This window comes from Methanothermobacter sp. THM-1, assembly GCF_009914355.1.
Lineage (GTDB): Archaea > Methanobacteriota > Methanobacteria > Methanobacteriales > Methanothermobacteraceae > Methanothermobacter > Methanothermobacter wolfei.
On sequence record NZ_CP044013.1, the window covers coordinates 1,011,600 to 1,028,371 of the forward strand.

18 protein-coding genes are annotated in these 16,772 nt (G+C 49.8%); 4 read left to right on the forward strand and 14 right to left on the reverse strand.

The annotated features are described in order from the left end of the window. Positions 1 to 80 precede the first annotated feature (80 nt). The 3 genes from FZP57_RS05245 to FZP57_RS05255 are packed head-to-tail and all read right to left on the reverse strand — an operon-like array spanning position 81 to position 2,925. Entirely contained in the window at positions 81 to 1,091 is a 1,011-nt protein-coding gene (locus tag FZP57_RS05245) for a TIGR01177 family methyltransferase (protein WP_191216024.1), read from the reverse strand. Beyond that, complete coding sequence (locus tag FZP57_RS05250) at positions 1,079 to 2,212, reverse strand: geranylgeranyl reductase family protein (protein WP_191216025.1); 1,134 nt, start codon at positions 2,210 to 2,212, stop codon at positions 1,079 to 1,081. The genes FZP57_RS05245 and FZP57_RS05250 overlap by 13 nt, the downstream gene beginning before the upstream one ends. Beyond that, entirely contained in the window at positions 2,209 to 2,925 is a 717-nt protein-coding gene (locus tag FZP57_RS05255; RefSeq protein WP_191216026.1) for a PH domain-containing protein, read from the reverse strand. The genes FZP57_RS05250 and FZP57_RS05255 overlap by 4 nt, the downstream gene beginning before the upstream one ends. A gap of 175 nt (positions 2,926 to 3,100) precedes the next feature. Here FZP57_RS05255 and FZP57_RS05260 point away from each other — a divergent pair, with 175 nt between their 5' ends. Further along, the gene (locus tag FZP57_RS05260) at positions 3,101 to 3,826 is read left to right on the forward strand and encodes a UPF0280 family protein (protein ID WP_074359769.1); all 726 of its coding nucleotides are present in this window, start codon (positions 3,101 to 3,103) and stop codon (positions 3,824 to 3,826) included. 221 nt (positions 3,827 to 4,047) lie between these two features. Here the strand turns inward: FZP57_RS05260 and FZP57_RS05265 are convergent, their stop codons facing one another. Then, positions 4,048 to 5,280: a proteasome-activating nucleotidase gene (locus FZP57_RS05265; protein WP_074359081.1), complete on the reverse strand. Its 1,233-nt coding sequence runs from the start codon at positions 5,278 to 5,280 to the stop codon at positions 4,048 to 4,050. Positions 5,281 to 5,386: 106 nt separating this feature from the next. Here FZP57_RS05265 and FZP57_RS05270 point away from each other — a divergent pair, with 106 nt between their 5' ends. Further along, complete coding sequence (locus FZP57_RS05270; RefSeq protein WP_074359082.1) at positions 5,387 to 5,851, forward strand: multiprotein bridging factor aMBF1; 465 nt, start codon at positions 5,387 to 5,389, stop codon at positions 5,849 to 5,851. A 134-nt stretch (positions 5,852 to 5,985) separates the two neighbouring features. Here the strand turns inward: FZP57_RS05270 and FZP57_RS05275 are convergent, their stop codons facing one another. The 9 genes from FZP57_RS05275 to nikR all read right to left on the reverse strand — a co-directional run bounded on the left by FZP57_RS05275 (position 5,986) and on the right by nikR (position 13,889). Beyond that, positions 5,986 to 6,336: a DUF356 domain-containing protein gene (locus tag FZP57_RS05275; RefSeq protein WP_074359083.1), complete on the reverse strand. Its 351-nt coding sequence runs from the start codon at positions 6,334 to 6,336 to the stop codon at positions 5,986 to 5,988. A 2-nt stretch (positions 6,337 to 6,338) separates the two neighbouring features. Further along, entirely contained in the window at positions 6,339 to 7,595 is a 1,257-nt protein-coding gene (locus tag FZP57_RS05280) for a hypothetical protein (RefSeq protein WP_074359084.1), read from the reverse strand. Then, positions 7,595 to 8,038, reverse strand: a complete 444-nt coding sequence (locus FZP57_RS05285) for a hypothetical protein (RefSeq protein ID WP_074359085.1) — start codon at positions 8,036 to 8,038, stop codon at positions 7,595 to 7,597. Before FZP57_RS05285 ends, FZP57_RS05280 begins: the two co-directional genes overlap by 1 nt. 203 nt (positions 8,039 to 8,241) lie before the next feature. Then, entirely contained in the window at positions 8,242 to 9,636 is a 1,395-nt protein-coding gene (locus FZP57_RS05290) for a Mur ligase family protein (protein WP_191216592.1), read from the reverse strand. Between the two features lie 144 nt (positions 9,637 to 9,780). Continuing rightward, positions 9,781 to 10,848 carry a glycosyltransferase family 4 protein gene (locus tag FZP57_RS05295; RefSeq protein WP_074359086.1) on the reverse strand — a complete coding sequence of 356 codons (1,068 nt, stop codon included), beginning with the start codon at positions 10,846 to 10,848 and terminating at the stop codon, positions 9,781 to 9,783. After that, a complete protein-coding gene (locus FZP57_RS05300; RefSeq protein ID WP_191216027.1) occupies positions 10,845 to 11,924 on the reverse strand; it encodes an ATP-grasp domain-containing protein in 1,080 nt (359 codons plus the stop codon). The genes FZP57_RS05295 and FZP57_RS05300 overlap by 4 nt, the downstream gene beginning before the upstream one ends. Positions 11,925 to 12,038: 114 nt before the next feature. After that, positions 12,039 to 12,518: a hydrogenase maturation peptidase HycI gene (gene hycI, locus FZP57_RS05305; RefSeq protein WP_074359771.1), complete on the reverse strand. Its 480-nt coding sequence runs from the start codon at positions 12,516 to 12,518 to the stop codon at positions 12,039 to 12,041. Between the two features lie 190 nt (positions 12,519 to 12,708). Continuing rightward, positions 12,709 to 13,461: a methyltransferase domain-containing protein gene (locus FZP57_RS05310; protein ID WP_074359088.1), complete on the reverse strand. Its 753-nt coding sequence runs from the start codon at positions 13,459 to 13,461 to the stop codon at positions 12,709 to 12,711. Between the two features lie 5 nt (positions 13,462 to 13,466). Beyond that, entirely contained in the window at positions 13,467 to 13,889 is a 423-nt protein-coding gene (gene nikR / locus FZP57_RS05315) for a nickel-responsive transcriptional regulator NikR (protein WP_191216028.1), read from the reverse strand. 315 nt (positions 13,890 to 14,204) lie between these two features. On the opposite strand from nikR, the gene FZP57_RS05320 reads away from it, so the two are divergent. Continuing rightward, entirely contained in the window at positions 14,205 to 14,609 is a 405-nt protein-coding gene (locus FZP57_RS05320; protein WP_074359090.1) for an HPP family protein, read from the forward strand. 36 nt (positions 14,610 to 14,645) lie between these two features. Continuing rightward, positions 14,646 to 15,125 carry a hypothetical protein gene (locus FZP57_RS05325; protein ID WP_145924535.1) on the forward strand — a complete coding sequence of 160 codons (480 nt, stop codon included), beginning with the start codon at positions 14,646 to 14,648 and terminating at the stop codon, positions 15,123 to 15,125. A gap of 52 nt (positions 15,126 to 15,177) precedes the next feature. Here FZP57_RS05325 and FZP57_RS05330 read toward each other — a convergent pair whose 3' ends face one another. Next, positions 15,178 to 16,707 (reverse strand): phenylalanine--tRNA ligase subunit alpha, encoded by a 1,530-nt coding sequence (locus FZP57_RS05330; protein WP_191216029.1) that lies wholly within the window; start codon positions 16,705 to 16,707, stop codon positions 15,178 to 15,180. Positions 16,708 to 16,772: the final 65 nt, after the last annotated feature.

A 16,772-nucleotide genomic window follows, 5' to 3' on the forward strand; every position in this document is an offset into this window, starting at 1 on the left:
ATGGGAATCTCTTAGTTTGTAAGTCTATATAAATGTAGATATCATCCATTCACAGCTTCCCGGGCAGGGTAACTGTGTGTTCAGATCTTCTCAATAACCCTTATAACCCGTGTGAGGCTCCTGTGCATCCTTATACTGTATTTTTCCCTTACATGGAACCTTTCATCCATGAGGGCCTCAAGGTCTATGTAGTGGGGGGCAGCCATGCATATGGTCCCCTCATCCTTTAGAAGTGGGTGTGCCGAGTCAAGGAACTCCCTGTAGAGTTTTTCGCTCTCCTCGCCTGCTGTTGAAGCGGATATGCCGTAGGGGGGGTCTGTTACTATGGCATTTACAGGTTCCTGGAGTTTCAGGTTCCTTGCATCGGACCTTATAACCTTGAAGTCTGTTATCCCGTAGTGTCTGAGGTTCTGCTCTGTCCCCTCAACCATCTTCCAGTCTATATCCGCCCCGATGACGTGGATTCCCATGAGCCCTGCCTCTATTAGGATGCCTCCGGTGCCGCAGAAGGGGTCGAGCACCCTGTCACCGGCCCTGACACCTGATAGGTTAACCATGCACCTTGCAAGCTTGGGGCTCATGGAGCCGGGGTAGAAGAAGGGCCTCAGATGGGGTTTTGCCTGGTTGAAGTGGTCCTTGGTGATCTCTGCAAGCCTCCTTGTTATCAGGAACCTTTCACCTGCAAGCACGGGCCTTATGAGTGTCCATGGATCCTCAAGGTCAACGGCTGCACCGGTATCCTCCTTAATGATGGCTCCGAGTCTTCTTTCAAGTTCCTGCGAATCGATGTCCCCGTCAAGTTTCCTTATTCTCACCGCGAAGCTGCCCTCGATGATGTCCTTCCAGTGGATTGATCTGAAGGCGTCCTCACTATCATCGAGCCCTGAGGATGTGAGGAGCTGGCATACCTCATGTGCATATGCGAGTCTCTCCTTAAGGATCCTGTGGGCCTGGGGGGGTGCATCTATAATTGCGTGGCCCTTCCCTGCCTCCTTTATGCGGAAGCTGATCTTTTCTGCCTCAAGGACTGCCCTGAGTTCTGCCAGGGGGAGGCTGGGGTGTTCCTGTGAGAGTATCACTAGTATTTCCATATGCCGGCCACCCTTTTAAGAAGGAATGATGGGATGATCCTGAAGAGGAGCCCTCTCCTTATGAACTCCTTTATGAGGGGTGTCTGTATGTCCATGTCACCGTACCTTGATATTATATCCTCTGCACCGTACTCCTTCATCTTCCTGAATATGTGGTCCAGGTCATCGTCTGAGAGCATGGCGAAGGTCTTCTGGACCCTTAACTGGTTCTTTATCTCCTCGCTGTAGATTCTCCTGCACCCATCCCTGTAGGTTTCAAGTAGCTTTATGTCATCCTCAAGGGCCATCTGGATTGCTTCTGCAGCGGCAAGGGCTGCCCTTGAGCTGAGGACTATGCCGCCGCCGGTTGTGGGTTTAACCTGTCCTGCGGCGTCACCTATGACAAGGAGCCTGTCCCTTACGGTTTCCGTTTTATTATCATGGATGGGTATGAAGCCATGGTACCGTTCAAGGACCTGGAAGTCCGAACTGATATCTGAGAGGAAATCCCTGAGGATGTCTCCTGCACCCCTGAAGGGTCCGAAAAGCCCCACCCTTGCGGTTCTCTCATCCAGGGGTATCCTCCAGATGAAACCCGGTGAGAGTCTGGAGTCCACCTTCAGGTTAACGAAGTCGGTGTCCATTTCATGGTCATTGAACCTTACAAGGCACTGCAGTGCATGGTACTTCCCTCTGGCTGCCCTGGACCCCCTGGCATCCACTATTACACCTGCACTGAACTCCTGGCCGTTGACGTATACCGTTCCTGTTTTCTCCTTGAAGCCCCTGACATGTGTTTTGAGTTTGATCTCTGCCCCTGCTTCACGGGCCAGGTCTGCAAGGTACTGGTCGTATGCTGTCCTGTCAATGACGTGTGCCTCCGGCCTGTCCTTTGAAACCTTAAGGGTTACCCCGGAGGGTGAATGGAGGAAGGCGCCCCTTACACTGTTTATTATGACTTCATCGGGGAGCATGTTAACCTCCCTTATCCTGTGTGAGACCAGGCCCGCGCACTGGAGGGGCACCCCTATTATTTTCTTCTTTTCAAGGATGCATACCCTGAATCCCCTCTCTGCCAGGTGCCTTGCAAGGGTTGATCCGGCCGGTCCTGCCCCCATTATGATAACATCATAGTCCCTCATTCTTCACCATCCTCTTCCCTTAACCTTTTAAATTTCCTTGAATGTCTCTCCATAACGGACCCTGGTTTATCTGCGTACTCTTCTTCCTGTTCCTCTTCCTCATCGGACTCCCAGAAGGATGGGTCTGAGAATCCTGGTTTATCCGGGGTCTCATCTGAGAGCTCCCTTATTATCTCGGCTGCATGGTCCGCTGTCCCTCCTCCGGTGGATCTGTTGATATAATTCTCTATCCTTGAGGGTGATGGTGCGTCCTCAAGGACTATGTGCGTCCCCTCATGGCCCCCGTAGACCTCAACGTCAGCGGAGTTAAGCAGCCTCTCGGTGAGGCCCTGTGAAAATACGACGTCAACTATTTTATCGTGATGGATGTAAAACCTTTTCTTTCTGATGACGCCTGATTCAACAATAACCCTCTGGTCCGTCACCAGGTATCTCCTGTTCCTCCAGGAGAGCACGTCCCACATTATACTGATAAGTAATATGAACAGCACTGATAGGAGGATGATCACCGCAGTGCTGGCGAAGTTGAACCCGTATCTTTCAAGGAATACCCTTGAGAGGCTCCCTGCGAATTCAACCGTCCTCTGGAAGTAGTAGACTATTATGAGTGAGAGTATCACCTTAATAAGCGTTGATCTGGAGTTTAGAATGAACCTTGGATGTGCCTCGTAGAGGATCCTTTCACCAGGATAGAATCTGTCTCTGCCAAACATATTAATCACAGTGAAGCCAAGATATTCTGTAAAACAGTTAGCTGACTAAGATTAGGTATGTGGTTCATCTTTTTATATTTACTGGTATGGGCGGATGCTGGGGTCTTGAAATTATGCTGGTGTACCCCGACTCTTTGATGATGAAACAGCCTCAATTAATATGCTGGTTGATATGATGATCAGTGAGAAGATAAATATTGATGAGACAAGGATAAAACTTGTAACAGACGTTACTGACCATGGTCTTGCCGGGTTTATTCTGGGGGAGAGGATGCTCCTCAAGGAATACATAAGGAGGGATCCGGAATTTCTAACCTCCCTTGAGCCGGTGCATGTTGAGGAGGGCCCCCTTATTGTGAGGATGATGTCCCGGGCTGCGAGGAAGGCTGAGGTCGGCCCGATGGCTGCAGTTGCAGGGACCATATCACAGCTCTCACTGATGCACACCATGAAGCTCGGCTCAAGATGCACGATAGTTGATAACGGAGGCGACATAGCCCTTATAAATGACCGTAAGGTTACCGTAGGTCTCTATGCGGGTTCTTCATCCCTTTCAGGTGAGGTGGGCTTCCTTATAAAGCCCGGAAAGGCGCGGGGGATCTGCACCTCATCGGGAACAGTGGGTCACTCGATAAGTTTCGGGAGGGCGGATTCTGTGACCGTGTTTGCATCTGAAGCCAGCGTAGCAGATGCCCTGGCCACATCAATAGCGAACAGTGCAAGGGGCCCTGATGAGAGGTCTGCTGTTGAGTCTGCCCTTGAAAGGGCTGATGACTTCCGTGAGCACTTCCGGGGGGTTATGGTTGTGGTTGGGGAGCATGCAGGGACTGCTGGAAGGATCCCTAAACTAGTTAAAACCAGGAAGAAAGCCGTCCTTGGAAGCCTCTGGGAGGAAGTCTGAATTCCTGAAAACAAGCTCATAATTAGAGACTCGGAACGAATCTGCGAATGAAATCAGATTAACTTCAGAATTTAACTTGATCAAAAAGAATATCAAAAAAAACAGGACGTTCCATGTCAGAATTTATCAGAAAAAAGGTGTTTTATGATTACAGCCTCAGATCGCCCATCAATCATCACTTTTCAGAGCTCATAGGGTTCATCACAGGCCATAATCGGTGATTAACCGAACATTACTCCGGTTTCCTGTTTGTATTCCTCTTCCTTCTCAACACCCATTATCTTGTCAACGGCGTCCATGAAGTCGGCCATTGTGACCTCATCGCGCTCCTCCCTTATTGCAAACATACCTGCCTCGGTACATATCGCCTTGAGGTCAGCGCCTGATGCTCCGTCAGTGATCCTTGAAAGGAGTTCTATGTCGACCTCCTCTGCAAGGGCCATCCCAGATGTGTGTATCTTGAGGATCTCCCTCCTGGCATCCTCATTTGGAAGCGGGACCTCTATGAACCTATCAAACCTTCCAGGTCTCAGGAGGGCAGGGTCAAGGATGTCAGGTCTGTTGGTTGCAGCGACAATACCGACGTTACCCCTTGACTCAAACCCGTCAAGCTCTGCAAGGAGCTGCATGAGGGTCCTCTGAACCTCCCTGTCGCCACTTGTTGAACTCTTAAGCCTCTTAGCTGCCACTGCATCAATCTCATCTATGAATATGATGCTCGGAGCCTTCTCCTTTGCAAGTTCAAAGACTCCCCTGACGAGTCTTGCACCTTCACCGATGTATTTCCTCACGAATTCAGATGCAACTATCTTTATGAATGTGGCGTTGGTTTCATGTGCAACCGCCTTTGCAAGGAGTGTTTTACCCGTACCCGGCGGGCCGTAGAGAAGCACGCCTTTAGGTGGCTCTATACCTATCTTCTCGAAGAGTTCTGGTTTTTTAAGTGGAAGCTCCACCGTCTCCTTGACTTCCCTGACCTGCTCTTCAAGGCCGCCTATCTGATCGTAGGAGACTTCTGGTTTTTCTTCAACTTCCATGCCAGTTACAACAGGGTCCTTCTCTGATGGCAGCACATCAACTATGCTGAAGGTCTGCTGGTTTAATGCAACCCTTGCACCTGGCTCGAGCTGTTTTCTGTCAATGAATCTTGAATAATTTATTACAAAGTGGGGGCCGGTACTGCTCTTTACTGCGACCCTGTGATCATCAAGTACTTCTGTGATTGTGGCTATGACCAGTGGTGGTGTCCTGAACCTTTCTATCTCACCACGCAGGGATTTAACTTCCCTGTCAAGCCTTGTCTTCTCATTTTCAATTAAAAGTTTATCCTTCTCAAGTTTTCTGATTTTCCACATCAGATTCCTTTTTGTCTTGGAATTTTCCTCTTTAAGCATTCTAATTTCTTTTTTGAGGTCTTCAATCTTTTTCATTACATTCTGGGAGTTATTTTCCATGATTTTAGAACACTCCTATTTAAATTTTGTTGTATACTATCTTGTCCCTAGTAATATTTAAATATTGGGGTGGAATAAATCTAGAATAAAATAAAAAGGGATCTTCATGAGATGCGAGATTTGCGGTAAAAGAATTGTTGGAAAACCTATAAAGACAAAAATCGATAGCTCAGTTATGGATGTCTGCAAGGAATGCTCAAGGTTCGGTAAAGTCCAGAGAGAACCACGTAAACCCAGAAAGAGTCCTGTGAAAAGAAGACCCGCACGTTCAAGAGGACCTGAACCCATCTATGAAGTTGTTGAGGATTATGGGAAGATCATAAGGGCAGAGCGTGAGTCAAGGGGATGGTCAAGGGAGGATCTCGCAGAAAGGATAAATGAAAAGGTATCCGTTATAAACAGGATCGAATCCGAGAGGATGGAACCTGATATTAAACTCGCAAAGAAACTTGAAAGGCTCCTTAATATCCAGTTACTTGAGAAGTTCGAGGGGGATGAAACCGATAAAATTGAGGCTGGAGGCTTCAGGGGAGCCACCATAGGTGATATTGCCAGGATAAAGAGGAGCTGATAACCCCCTCATTTTATCCCCTACAGGATGAAATCGTCCTCAGGGAATAAAAATATCAAAAAACAACCCATTCTACCCCTTATGCCCCAGGACCGGACCAGTGCAGGATATTATGAATCAAAAAACAACTTATTCTACCCCTTATGGGAATAATATCCCCTCATAACCCTGAGGTTTCTGAATATATCCCTGAGCTCACCGTACTCATCGTACTCGCTGCTTACAACGATCAGATGCGCCGGGGGGTGTATCCTCCTGACGGCCATTATGCTCTCTGTATCATCCTCCTCAACCTCCACAACTGCAGCGGCAGAGGCCCGGCTCCTTAACGGACCTCCAAGTATGGAGGATGCCAGCCTGTCAGCCAGCTCCCTCCGCATCAGGCGGGGTTTTCCGATGACCTTGAGTCCGCCATGACGTTCAAGGTCAGCTATGGCGTTGAGGATCTTCTCATTGCTGTCAGCCCTTATGATTATAAGAGACATCCCTAGCTCCTCCTGAATGAACTTATAAGGCTGCTCCTGAAGAGCACAAGGAGCACCATGATGAAACCGAGGGCTGTCTGTATGTTCCCCAGCGCCTCAAGGAGAGACGAGCTTACAGGAAGCTCCATGGGCGGTGAGGTCCTTTCACCGGGAAGTGGCGTGTAGTAAACCCCCACGGCCCTTGAGCTGGGCTTCACATTGATGTCCTTTGGTTCAACATAATTCACCCCCACAAGGAACCCGTTTTTTATGGCCCTGTTTATCGAGCGTGCTATTGCCTCTGAGCTGTAACCGTTCTTCCTCACCGATGCCCTTACAATCTCCTGTGTCGTCTGCACCACTCCCGCCTCGTCGGTTCCATAAACAGAAACCGAGACTGATCCATTGGTTACCGTTATGGCGTTCTTGAGGGCCTCATATGCGTATATTACCTTGAGTTTGCTTCCATCCACCGGACATACCTGATAGTTTTCGGCTGCAGGGTACCCCACACTCCAGCCGCACTCATCACAGACCTTCACATAGGGTTCATCCATGGGGTAACCTGTCTCATTGAGGTTTTCGGGTGTGAACATGTCCCCTGTTGATACACCGGAGGCCAGGTTAACCGCACCACCACCATACTTCTCACCCGCATCCTTGGCAACCTCCTCAAAGACCTTACCGACAATGTAGGTGGCGGAGTAACCATCCCTTATCATCTTACCGATGTTAATGGCTGTCTCCTGCCTTACACGGGTGGCCGTACCGTACTTGGGGTTGCCATGGGTGTTCCTGAGGTGTATGATGGCACCCTTCTTTCCAGGCGGCAGCACTGCAAGGCCCCCTGAGTAGGGTGTGACGGTTATGGTGCCATCATCCTCCACAATCACGACGTAGGCATCGAAGGAACCACCGACTGCCGCCCCTATGCCCGGACCTCCGCACATGACCCTTATACCGGGATAACTGTTGGCTGCGGATGCTGCCTCTGCTGCTGTTGCACCATTCTCAAGTCGATTTATAACATCCATGATGGCCATGAGCCTTGGAGTGGAGGCACCCTCACCCCCTGAGAGAACAGCGAATCTCTTCTCCTTTGACATGAGGAAGGTTGACTGGAACATGTTCTGGGCAAAGGACATACTCCCTGCAGCCGCGCCATTGGGGTCGGCGCCTGTAGGATCGGTTATAACTATGACGTTCATCGTTGCAGACACCGGCCCTATGAGCAGGTTGAATATGATTAGAAGCAGCAGTAACTTGCTAAATTTCTGCATTAACCACTACCTCCGGTTCTGTTGGTAATCTTTACTGTTGCAAAGTCTTCAATAACATTAACCGTTACTATGCCTGTTTTCGTATCCACCTTAACATCTGCAGCGGCTATCGGGGTCACGCGCGTACCGGGTATGGTTGTTTTCTTGACAAACTTTTCAGCATTCTCAATGGCTTCACTGAGAGGGATCTTTCTCTTTGAAGTTACAAGCACATCTCCCTTGATGTAGCTTCCAGGCCTGAGTCCTGATTCATATATATTGGCCTTTATTGATGATAGAGGGACTATATCATTACCCTTAACGATTATGCCTGCTATGGGCACGCCGTTCACATCCTCTGTTGATGATGCATAGGCAAGGTAGGTCATCACACGACCCGATAGGATGAGGATGAATGCCAGCAGGAGTATCACAAGGGTATCCCTTCTGATCTTTATGAACATCGGCTTCACCTTTGTTTTATGGTTCCTTGTATTATGTTTGAGCTCTGGAGACTAGTTATTTAGGAACATTCATTATAAACTTATGGTGGCAGCCTCTTATAGGAACTTTAGTTATGTCTGCAAGTATGAACATTCATTATAAACTTATGGTGGGATCGACCTGAATCATGAATAAAAAATGATTCATGGGAGATGGATTCAGATCATGAATTTCCCATTATTTCCTTCAGAACCTTGGATGCCGGGTCCATACCCTGGGCTCCAAGGAGAAGTACCGTGTCAGACGGTGATGCTGCATCAAGAACCGTTTTGAGGGATTCCCTGAGTGTTTCAATATACTTGTATTCTATTCCGTTATCCTCAAGGACGCCCAGGAAAGCCCTCCTCTCATTTTCAAGCACCGTGTTCTGCCTGTCCACAAGGTCGCTGCTTGCGGTTACTATGAGCTCTGCCCCGGCACCCTTCAATGACTCTGCAAGGGCCCCTGCATTCAGGAGGTTGATCTCCTCACCCCTCGACCCCCTTATGGCATTAACAACCCAGAGCCTCCCCTTCAGGGTTTTCAGGGCGCTCCTTACCGTTGACCTTATACCATCCGGGTTGTGGGCGAAGTCATCGATGACAAGTGGTTTCTCCATCAGAACCGAGAACCTCCTCTTAAGCGGCCTGTAGGTCCTTACACCATCCCTGATATCATCAAGGGATAACCGGAGTCCCCTGCATGCTGCAACCGCTGCCAGGGTGTTCTGTATGAAGTGCTCACCCCTTAGGGGGAGTTCATGGGGAGACACCAGTAGTTCATCCCCGCAGTAGATACCTTCATCGTACCTCACCTCCGTGCCCGAACCATAGAACACGGCCCTGGCGTGGGGGTTGATGTCCGCCATCTCCCGGACCCTTGGATCATCGGCGTTCAGAACAGCCACTCCCTCCTTCAGGGCCCTAACAGCTCCTGATACCTCCCTGAAAACATCATCCAGAGAGTCAACGAGTCCTATATGGTCCATTGCAACGTTGGTGATGACCGCCATCTCGGGTTCAACTGCAGAGGCCATCATGTATGCATGGTCCCTCATAACCCTTCCAAGCCATCCCTGGACCTCTGAAACCTCTATTATGAGGAATTCAGGGCTTCCTGATTCGGATATCTGCTGTGAAACCACGGGGTCTATGAGGGTGTTGAATTCTGATCTTAAATCCGTGTTTGTGTAGGCGGATCTCCCGGATTCTCTCAGTATATGGGTGATCATGTGGGTGGTTGTTGATTTACCGTTGGTACCCGTTACGATCACTCTGCGTGATGAAGGTGCAAAGTTCTTCACAGACCAGGAGAGGGCGAAGGCATTGGCAACTTCAATACGGTCCACGAGTATCAAAGGGACTTCATGGAGTTCAGAAGCCTCTCCCCTGGGGTACTGGGTTATTATTGCAGAGACTCCCTTCTCTGAGGCAATTTTAACTCCTTTATCGTCAATCCAGTGCCTTATGACCACGTCCCCCTCTCTGGCGCCTCCAAGGGTGGTGAACCTACCCCTGAACTCGGCGTCATCCCCTATGAGTTTCCCTGAAACCTTCTCTGCAAGTTCCCCAAGACGCATAACCATCTCCAACCTTATTAAGTCTTTCACGGCCCCTCCAGACACCCTAGCCTATAACAATCTCCAGCCCTGCCATTCTCAGTCTCAGGGCACTTCAGCCCATAACCATCTCAAACCCTCAAGGGCCCACGCCATTCAGAAACTTCATGCAGGGAACGCTCCATGGAAGTAAAGGCCCAGTGCACATACACAGAGGGTTATGAGCCAGTAGAGGAGGACGATTTTCTTCTCGGACATCCCCCTGTAGTGGAGTGTGTGGTGGAGCGGTTCAACCGGAAGCCTTATTACCCCTGCCCTGTGAAGGAGGCTCACGATTACCGAGACTATGGGGACTGACAGTGCAAGAACACCAAAGTATACCGTGTCTGTCAGCATGACTGCGGTGGCGTATCCTGCCCCCAGTGCAAATGAACCAGTGTCACCCATGAATATGCTTGCAGGGTACCTGTTGAATACAAGGAATCCCAGTGATATGCCTGCAAGGACCATGAAGGGAACCGTCCCGGCGGAGCCCCCTGAAATCCCAATGAATGCTGCGCATGATGCTGATGCAATGAGTATGATGCCTGCAGCCATTCCATCCATGCCATCGATGAGGTTAACCGCGTTTATGGCCCCCACAATACCCCCTATGATGAAGGGAACAGCGGCAATGCCCAGGTAGAACCCTCCAAGCTCTGTAATGGTGCCTGAGATGACCAGGAAGAGTGCTATCATTAACTGGGCCAGTATCTTCTCACCCTCACTGACCTCATTCTTTATGGGTGCCTCCCCAACAACCTCCACGAGGCCCTCTGAGAGCAGCGCCTTAAGATCTGACCTTGCCTTCCTGGTGGCGGCCCTCGCCTCCTCTCCAGGTCCAAGAACAAGCTGCCCTATCTCCACGGGTTTCTTTGAAACGTTCCTGACGATCTTCTGGAACTCCTTAACCTTCAGTCCCAGGAGGTCGTCGAGGAGGCCGATTATTGCTGCCGTGAGCATTATGAATGCTGTTATGACCAGGTACTGGTTTCCGCGGTATAATATGGCTGCAAGGAGAAGTCCCATGAGCATTCCAAGTCCACCCATTGTGGGTGTGCCTGCCTTGTGGCTGTGTTCAGTGACGATGGGCTTATCCCCTATACCTGCACTCCTCAGAACATTCCGTATGAAAAGCGTGAAAAAGGCCGATGCAACGGCGCTTACAATGAGTACCATTAACTCCGTCTTCATGATATCACCCTGAGTTCTTCAACAACCTCTTCAAGTCTCTCCGGTCTCCTATCCCATACTGTTATCCTTCTGTGATTTTCAGGGCCATGGAGTGTCCATGAAGCATCCCCCAGGATCCTGGATACGCGTTCTGTGTCAGGGCTGCCCAGAGGTATCTCCACGGCATGGTAGGCCTTCCTCTCCAGCCTTTCAGGGGCCCAGTTGCCAATGGCCATGTCAACAAGGCTGTGCATCGGGTTTATCCCTGTTGCAGCCCCTGAAATGTACCTTGTACCGTTGGGCCTTGTGTTGACCTCTATTGCATGGAGTTCACCGTCGTCTGAGAGTATCATGTCAACATCCGTGTTCCCCTCTGCACCCAAGAGGTCGGTTATCCTGCAGGCCATTTCAAGGGCGGCTGAATTATCAAATCCCCTGATGGCTGCAGGGGCCCTCTTTATCTTCCTGAGGGGATGTATTCCCTCAGTGCTTGTCAGTCCCTTGTCCACGGCCACCAGGGGGAGGGACCTGCCTTTCCAGCGGAGCACCTCCACAGAGATTTCATGGCCCTGTATGTATTCCTCCATGATTGCAGATCCATGGACCCTGAGGTAGTCCTCAAGTTCCGCTTCACTGCTTATTATCCTTATATCCGATCCTCCCTGGCCCTCCCTCTGTTTCAGGACTGCAGGTAAAGCCTTCACATGGGGGGATGATATGAACCTGTATTCAGGGGTCCTTATATCATTCTCTGTGAAGAATTCCTTGGTTTTCAGTTTATCTGTTGATATGGAGGCTGCCTCTGGACCCGATGCCACCACAGGGATCCCGTATTCACCCTCAAGTTCCTGTTTCATCCAGGCAACCTCCCTGAGGGGGCCGTCAACCCCGATGAGGGGGATGACCGCATCAACATCCTCATGGATTGCAAGTTCCATGGGGGCCTCCATTCCCCTGGGGAGTATGAAAAATTCATCTGCAAGTTCCAGGTTCGGTGCCCTGGGATTTGACTCTGAAAGTATGGTCGTGACACCCATCCCTGATGCGTAGCCGGCAACATCATTGAACAGCCTTGAACCGATAAAGAGGATCTTCATGTTATCACGTAAATAAACTATCACTTACCAACCTATAGGAGGTTAATCCCTGAAACTAATTATCTATTATGGGGGATCCCATAAAAAGTTAATTTATGAGTAAAGGCCCTGAAGTTATGATTCGAGGGCCTTCAGGATTAGGGATGCGAGCTCATGGACGGCTCCTTCAACCCGTGGGGATAGTCCCCTCCCGAATTCAAGGTTCTCTGGCTGTATTCCTATGAGGGCTATCCTGTAATCTCCCTGCTCCTCAAGGTACTTTACAAGGAATGAGATGGGCATGGCATGGGTTGAGATGCTGTACTCTGAGATACGTTCCCTTTCAATGAAGCCTGATGTTCCTGGTTCAGCCTCCATCTGAACCGCGTCGACGATGAGGATGTGGCTGGGTTTCTCCTTCCTTATGCTCCCTGTGAAGTTTTCAGGGACGGTGCCTGCATCTATGAGTACATGGCCCATCCCTGTGAGGGGCTCCCTGAGGAGGGATGCGAGGTAGGGTCCGAGACCATCGTCTCCCCTCAGTTCATTCCCGACTGTAAGTACAAGGAGCCTTCTGCAGTCTGTGAGGAAATCATCAAGCTTCTTCTTTAACATGGAAAAGACCGCCATCATAAACTGGAATCTTATCTGGACAAGCTGCGGAAATAACCCCGAACTCTTTATAATAGGCTGTCACGGGCATGGGATTACCGGAACCTGTCTGTGAACATCCCCATGAAGGGGTCTCGGCTTCCAACTCAGAGTCCCCTTCAGCCAGCCGTTACTCCAACCTATAACCCGGCACTCAGAGGACCTCGGCCCTGATGGAACCTAGACCCCCGCCCATCCTGTATGAGAGTTCTATTTCAGCCTCTCCAGGTTCTTCAGCCGAACCCAGGGGTATCATGAGGGGTGGGTTCATCATGGGTGTTGGTCCGCAGATTATATCATCCTGGAGGATGGTGAAGGTTGTTATCCTGATACCGTTGAAGGGTCCTGTTGCCCTGAGCTTCAACCGTCCCCTGAACCTGTCATCCAGGTTCCCCTTAAAGTTAACACGGCTGTAGACCCTCAGTGGACCAGCAGACCTGGAATCAGATCCCCGCTCATCATAGATTATGTTATCAGAATTCATCAGGACGGGTTCAGCTGCATTTAGGATCCCTAATGGTATAACCCTACCGTCAGGTTTAAGGAAATCCATGGCCCTCTGAAGGACCGGCACCTGTTCTTCATCTATGAGTGCCGTGTCAAGCATCTCACAGATTATGGTATCTGCAGGTTCGGTGAACTCAAATTCCAGGGCGTCCTGGTTGACAACCCTGACATTCTCAAGATGGGAGAGGTTCTCTGATGCACAGGCTGCTATCTTCGGATCCTTTTCAACCGCTATGACCTTCTCCGAGACTCCCGCTGCAAAGTATGAAAGGACCCCGCTTCCAGCGCCAAGGTCATATGTCACTCCCCGTGCACTGGAGGATATTGCTTCATAAAAGGCTGAGAGGCGCTGGTGGTCCATTAGAAGGTTATGATGGTAGGGTGTGACCCTGAATCTCATTGATACTAGTGCTCGTGTTCTATCTTCTGTTCTGTTGATGTGCTGGTGAGCCTCACGTGTTCTACGCCCTTGAGCCTCATCATCTTTTCTGTGAGTTCCCTGATCTTTGCAACATCACCCTTGACCACGATGACTTCAAGGCAGTGCTTCTCGGTCATGTGGACGTGCATGACTGCGTTGATGTATTCCCGGTAGTCGTGCTGTATGTCTGCAAGGTCCTCCATGACCCCCGTGTAGTGGTGGTCATAGATGACTGCAATGATACCTATCCTTTCTCCTTCCATTTCATTCATCCACTGATACCTGACGATGTAGTCTTTAAGGGCGTCCCTTATACCCTTTGACCTTGACTGGTATCCGCGGTCCCTTAGAACCTCATCAAACTCGTTCAGCAACTTCTTTGGTAGAGACATGCTTATTCTCATCATACTATTACCCTCTGATTAGATTTATATTAACTTATTATATTAATAATCTAAAGTCATATTTAAACTTTTGTTATCATGCAATATTGTCTTCAGAAAACAACAGATTATTACCTTAATATGTCTCCTTTATTTATAATGGTATGGCGCTGCCAGCCGGTGACCGGATGGAACTCCAAATCTACTGGAGGTGTACATGACAAAACATACGAATAGACTTCCGGTGGCGCCTGTCTGCTCTGGTCATGGAGGCAACATCACAAAACATATGAATACACGACAACATATTAATTACATCCAAACTTTTGAGGGATGATAATGAAGATTAAAGAAGCAATGAACCCTGAGGTTATAACGATAAGCCTCCATACAAGGCCCCTTGAAGCCTTTGAGAAGATGTACAAACATGGGGTCCGCAGACTCTTTGTCCTTGATGATGAAGGTAACCCTGCTGGTGTCGTATCCTACACTGACCTTATAGGGGTGCTTGGATCCATAAAACCTGACAGCGAACACCCTGAGAGGGACCTGAAGGTCCGGGACATAATGGTTGACGAGGTCATAACCATCTCAGCAGACGACAACATAGAGGATGCTGCAAACCTCATGCTGCGGGCGGATATTTCAGGCCTGCTGGTGATGGAAGATGATAAACCCGTGGGTGTAATAACAAAGACCGACATCTGCAGGCTGGTGGCAGCGGAGATACTCGTACCGGCATAATCCCCCCTACGTGACAACCCTTAAGGGAGGCTCCAGTTGAAGATCATAACAAGAAAGGAGAACATGGTTTACAGGGAACTAAAGTACATGCAAATGGACATGAACACGGCCGTATCCGAGGAGATGCTCAGAAGGAACCTTGACCTCCCTGAACATGAATACCATGAAATAGCCCTTAACCTTGAAAGGAAGGGGCTCGTTTCAAGGGATAATGGTAAGATTCAGGCGGAGAACCTGGATGAAGAGATAAAGGTGATGGAGACCCAGAGTGAGGTCAGGGAAGCCGAGCTGAACCACGTCGAGGAGGAAGCCCTCAGGCTAATAGAAGAAATCTCAGCAGACGGGGCCGTTCCAAGATACATCCTTGAGGGCCACCTCCTCTACGGGCCCCTTAAGCTCAGCACCAGGAGGATGTACAGTATCATAGTATCCCTTGAGAACAAGGGACTAATCAGGAGGACTCTCCGTGATGATGGGGAGTACTACCTTATCAGTGAGCCACAGGCATCAAAATGAATACAATTGAGGTCGCCGGGATCATCAGAAACCCATTTAATAAATAAATTTATTATAGCTGGAGATCCCCTGTGACCGGGAGTTTCCTCAGCCATCCAAGGTCGCTCTGATATAGCTGCCTTATATCCCTTATGTCCAGCCTTATCATTGCAAGCCTCTCTATGCCTAGGCCAAAGGCAGCCACAGGTGTTTCAACCCCCAGGGGTTCCAGCACCTCGGGTCTGAACATTCCTGCTCCGCCGAGTTCTATCCAGCTCTTCTTATCAGGCAGGTAGATCTCACATTCAGTGGAGAGGTAAGTGTAGGGGAAGTAAGCCGGCCTGAACCTCACCCTGAATCCAAGTTTTCTGTAGAACTCCCGCAGGATGCCCAGGAGGTTCCTGAAGTTCACATCCTCACCTGCAACGATTCCCTCAACCTGGTGGAACTCTGGCAGGTGCTTGTAGGTTATGGTCTCCCTCCTGAAGACCCTTCCCACAGAGAACATCTTGAGGGGCGGCCTGTTTTCAGTGAGGAACCTTGCAGATACGCATGTTGTGTGGGTCCTGAGGACGCTCTGCCTTGCAACGTCAACGTCCCATTCATACTGCCATCCCTCGGAACCGGTTGATCCACCATCCTCATGGACGCTCTGAACCCTCCCTACAAGGTCATCAGTGGGGAGCTGGGCGAATGGTGGGTTCTTCACATAGAAGGTGTCCTGCATCTCCCTTGCAGCATGGTCCTGGGGCTGGAAGAGACAGTCAAAGTTCCAGAAGGCGGATTCAACCACGGGTCCGCGTGACTCCGTGAATCCAAGGGCCAGGAATATTGACCTGATCTCATTGATTATACGCCTCAGGGGATGTATCTTGCCCGGATAGACCATAGGATACTCTGCATCAACGTTATATCCCCTGTAGTGGAGTTCCCTCCATTTCCCTGTCTTCAGGTGCTCATGGGTGAGCTGTGTTGCCTCTTCAACAATCTCAACACCCCTCTCAAGGAGCCTCCTGCCCTCGGGTGTGAGTTCTATGGTGTGACTTTTGACCTTCCGGATATCAATTATCCCCTTCCTTCCTGCAAGGTCCCTGTAGGCCGCCCTTAATCTGTCATCAAGTTCATCGGGTCTTACCGGCCCCCTGAGGAGAATCTGGAGGAGCTCCTCATCAGCACCCCTCCCTGGGGTCCCTTCCTGGACCGGGGAAACCCTGCCATCATCTATCTTTGCCCACCCCTTCCTCATGAGCCAGCCAATACCAATCCCTGACTCCTTTCTGTCAAGGCCCGCCCTTTCAGCAAGCTCTGACACATCAAGCTCACCCTCCCCTGCAAGAACCTCAATGAGTCTTCTCTCGGGAAGGCCCTCCTCTGCATAGACCCGCCCATCATCGGTGAGTGATACGTATTCCTGGACATCCTTGATGACCCTCACAAATCCACGCGATTCAAGGGCCCCCACTGCACTCATAACAGATTTTATATCCATTTCCTGACTTTCTGCTATCTCTTCAGGTTTTAATGGCCTGTCTGAGTCTTCAAATGCCTTCAAGACCTTTTTTTCATAGATGTGTAGCTGGTCAATGATCCTGTCAGTATCCATACAATCCCTCTACTCCTTTCAACGATCTAATTTACATACGCCTTCATCATCTGAATTCAGGTGAT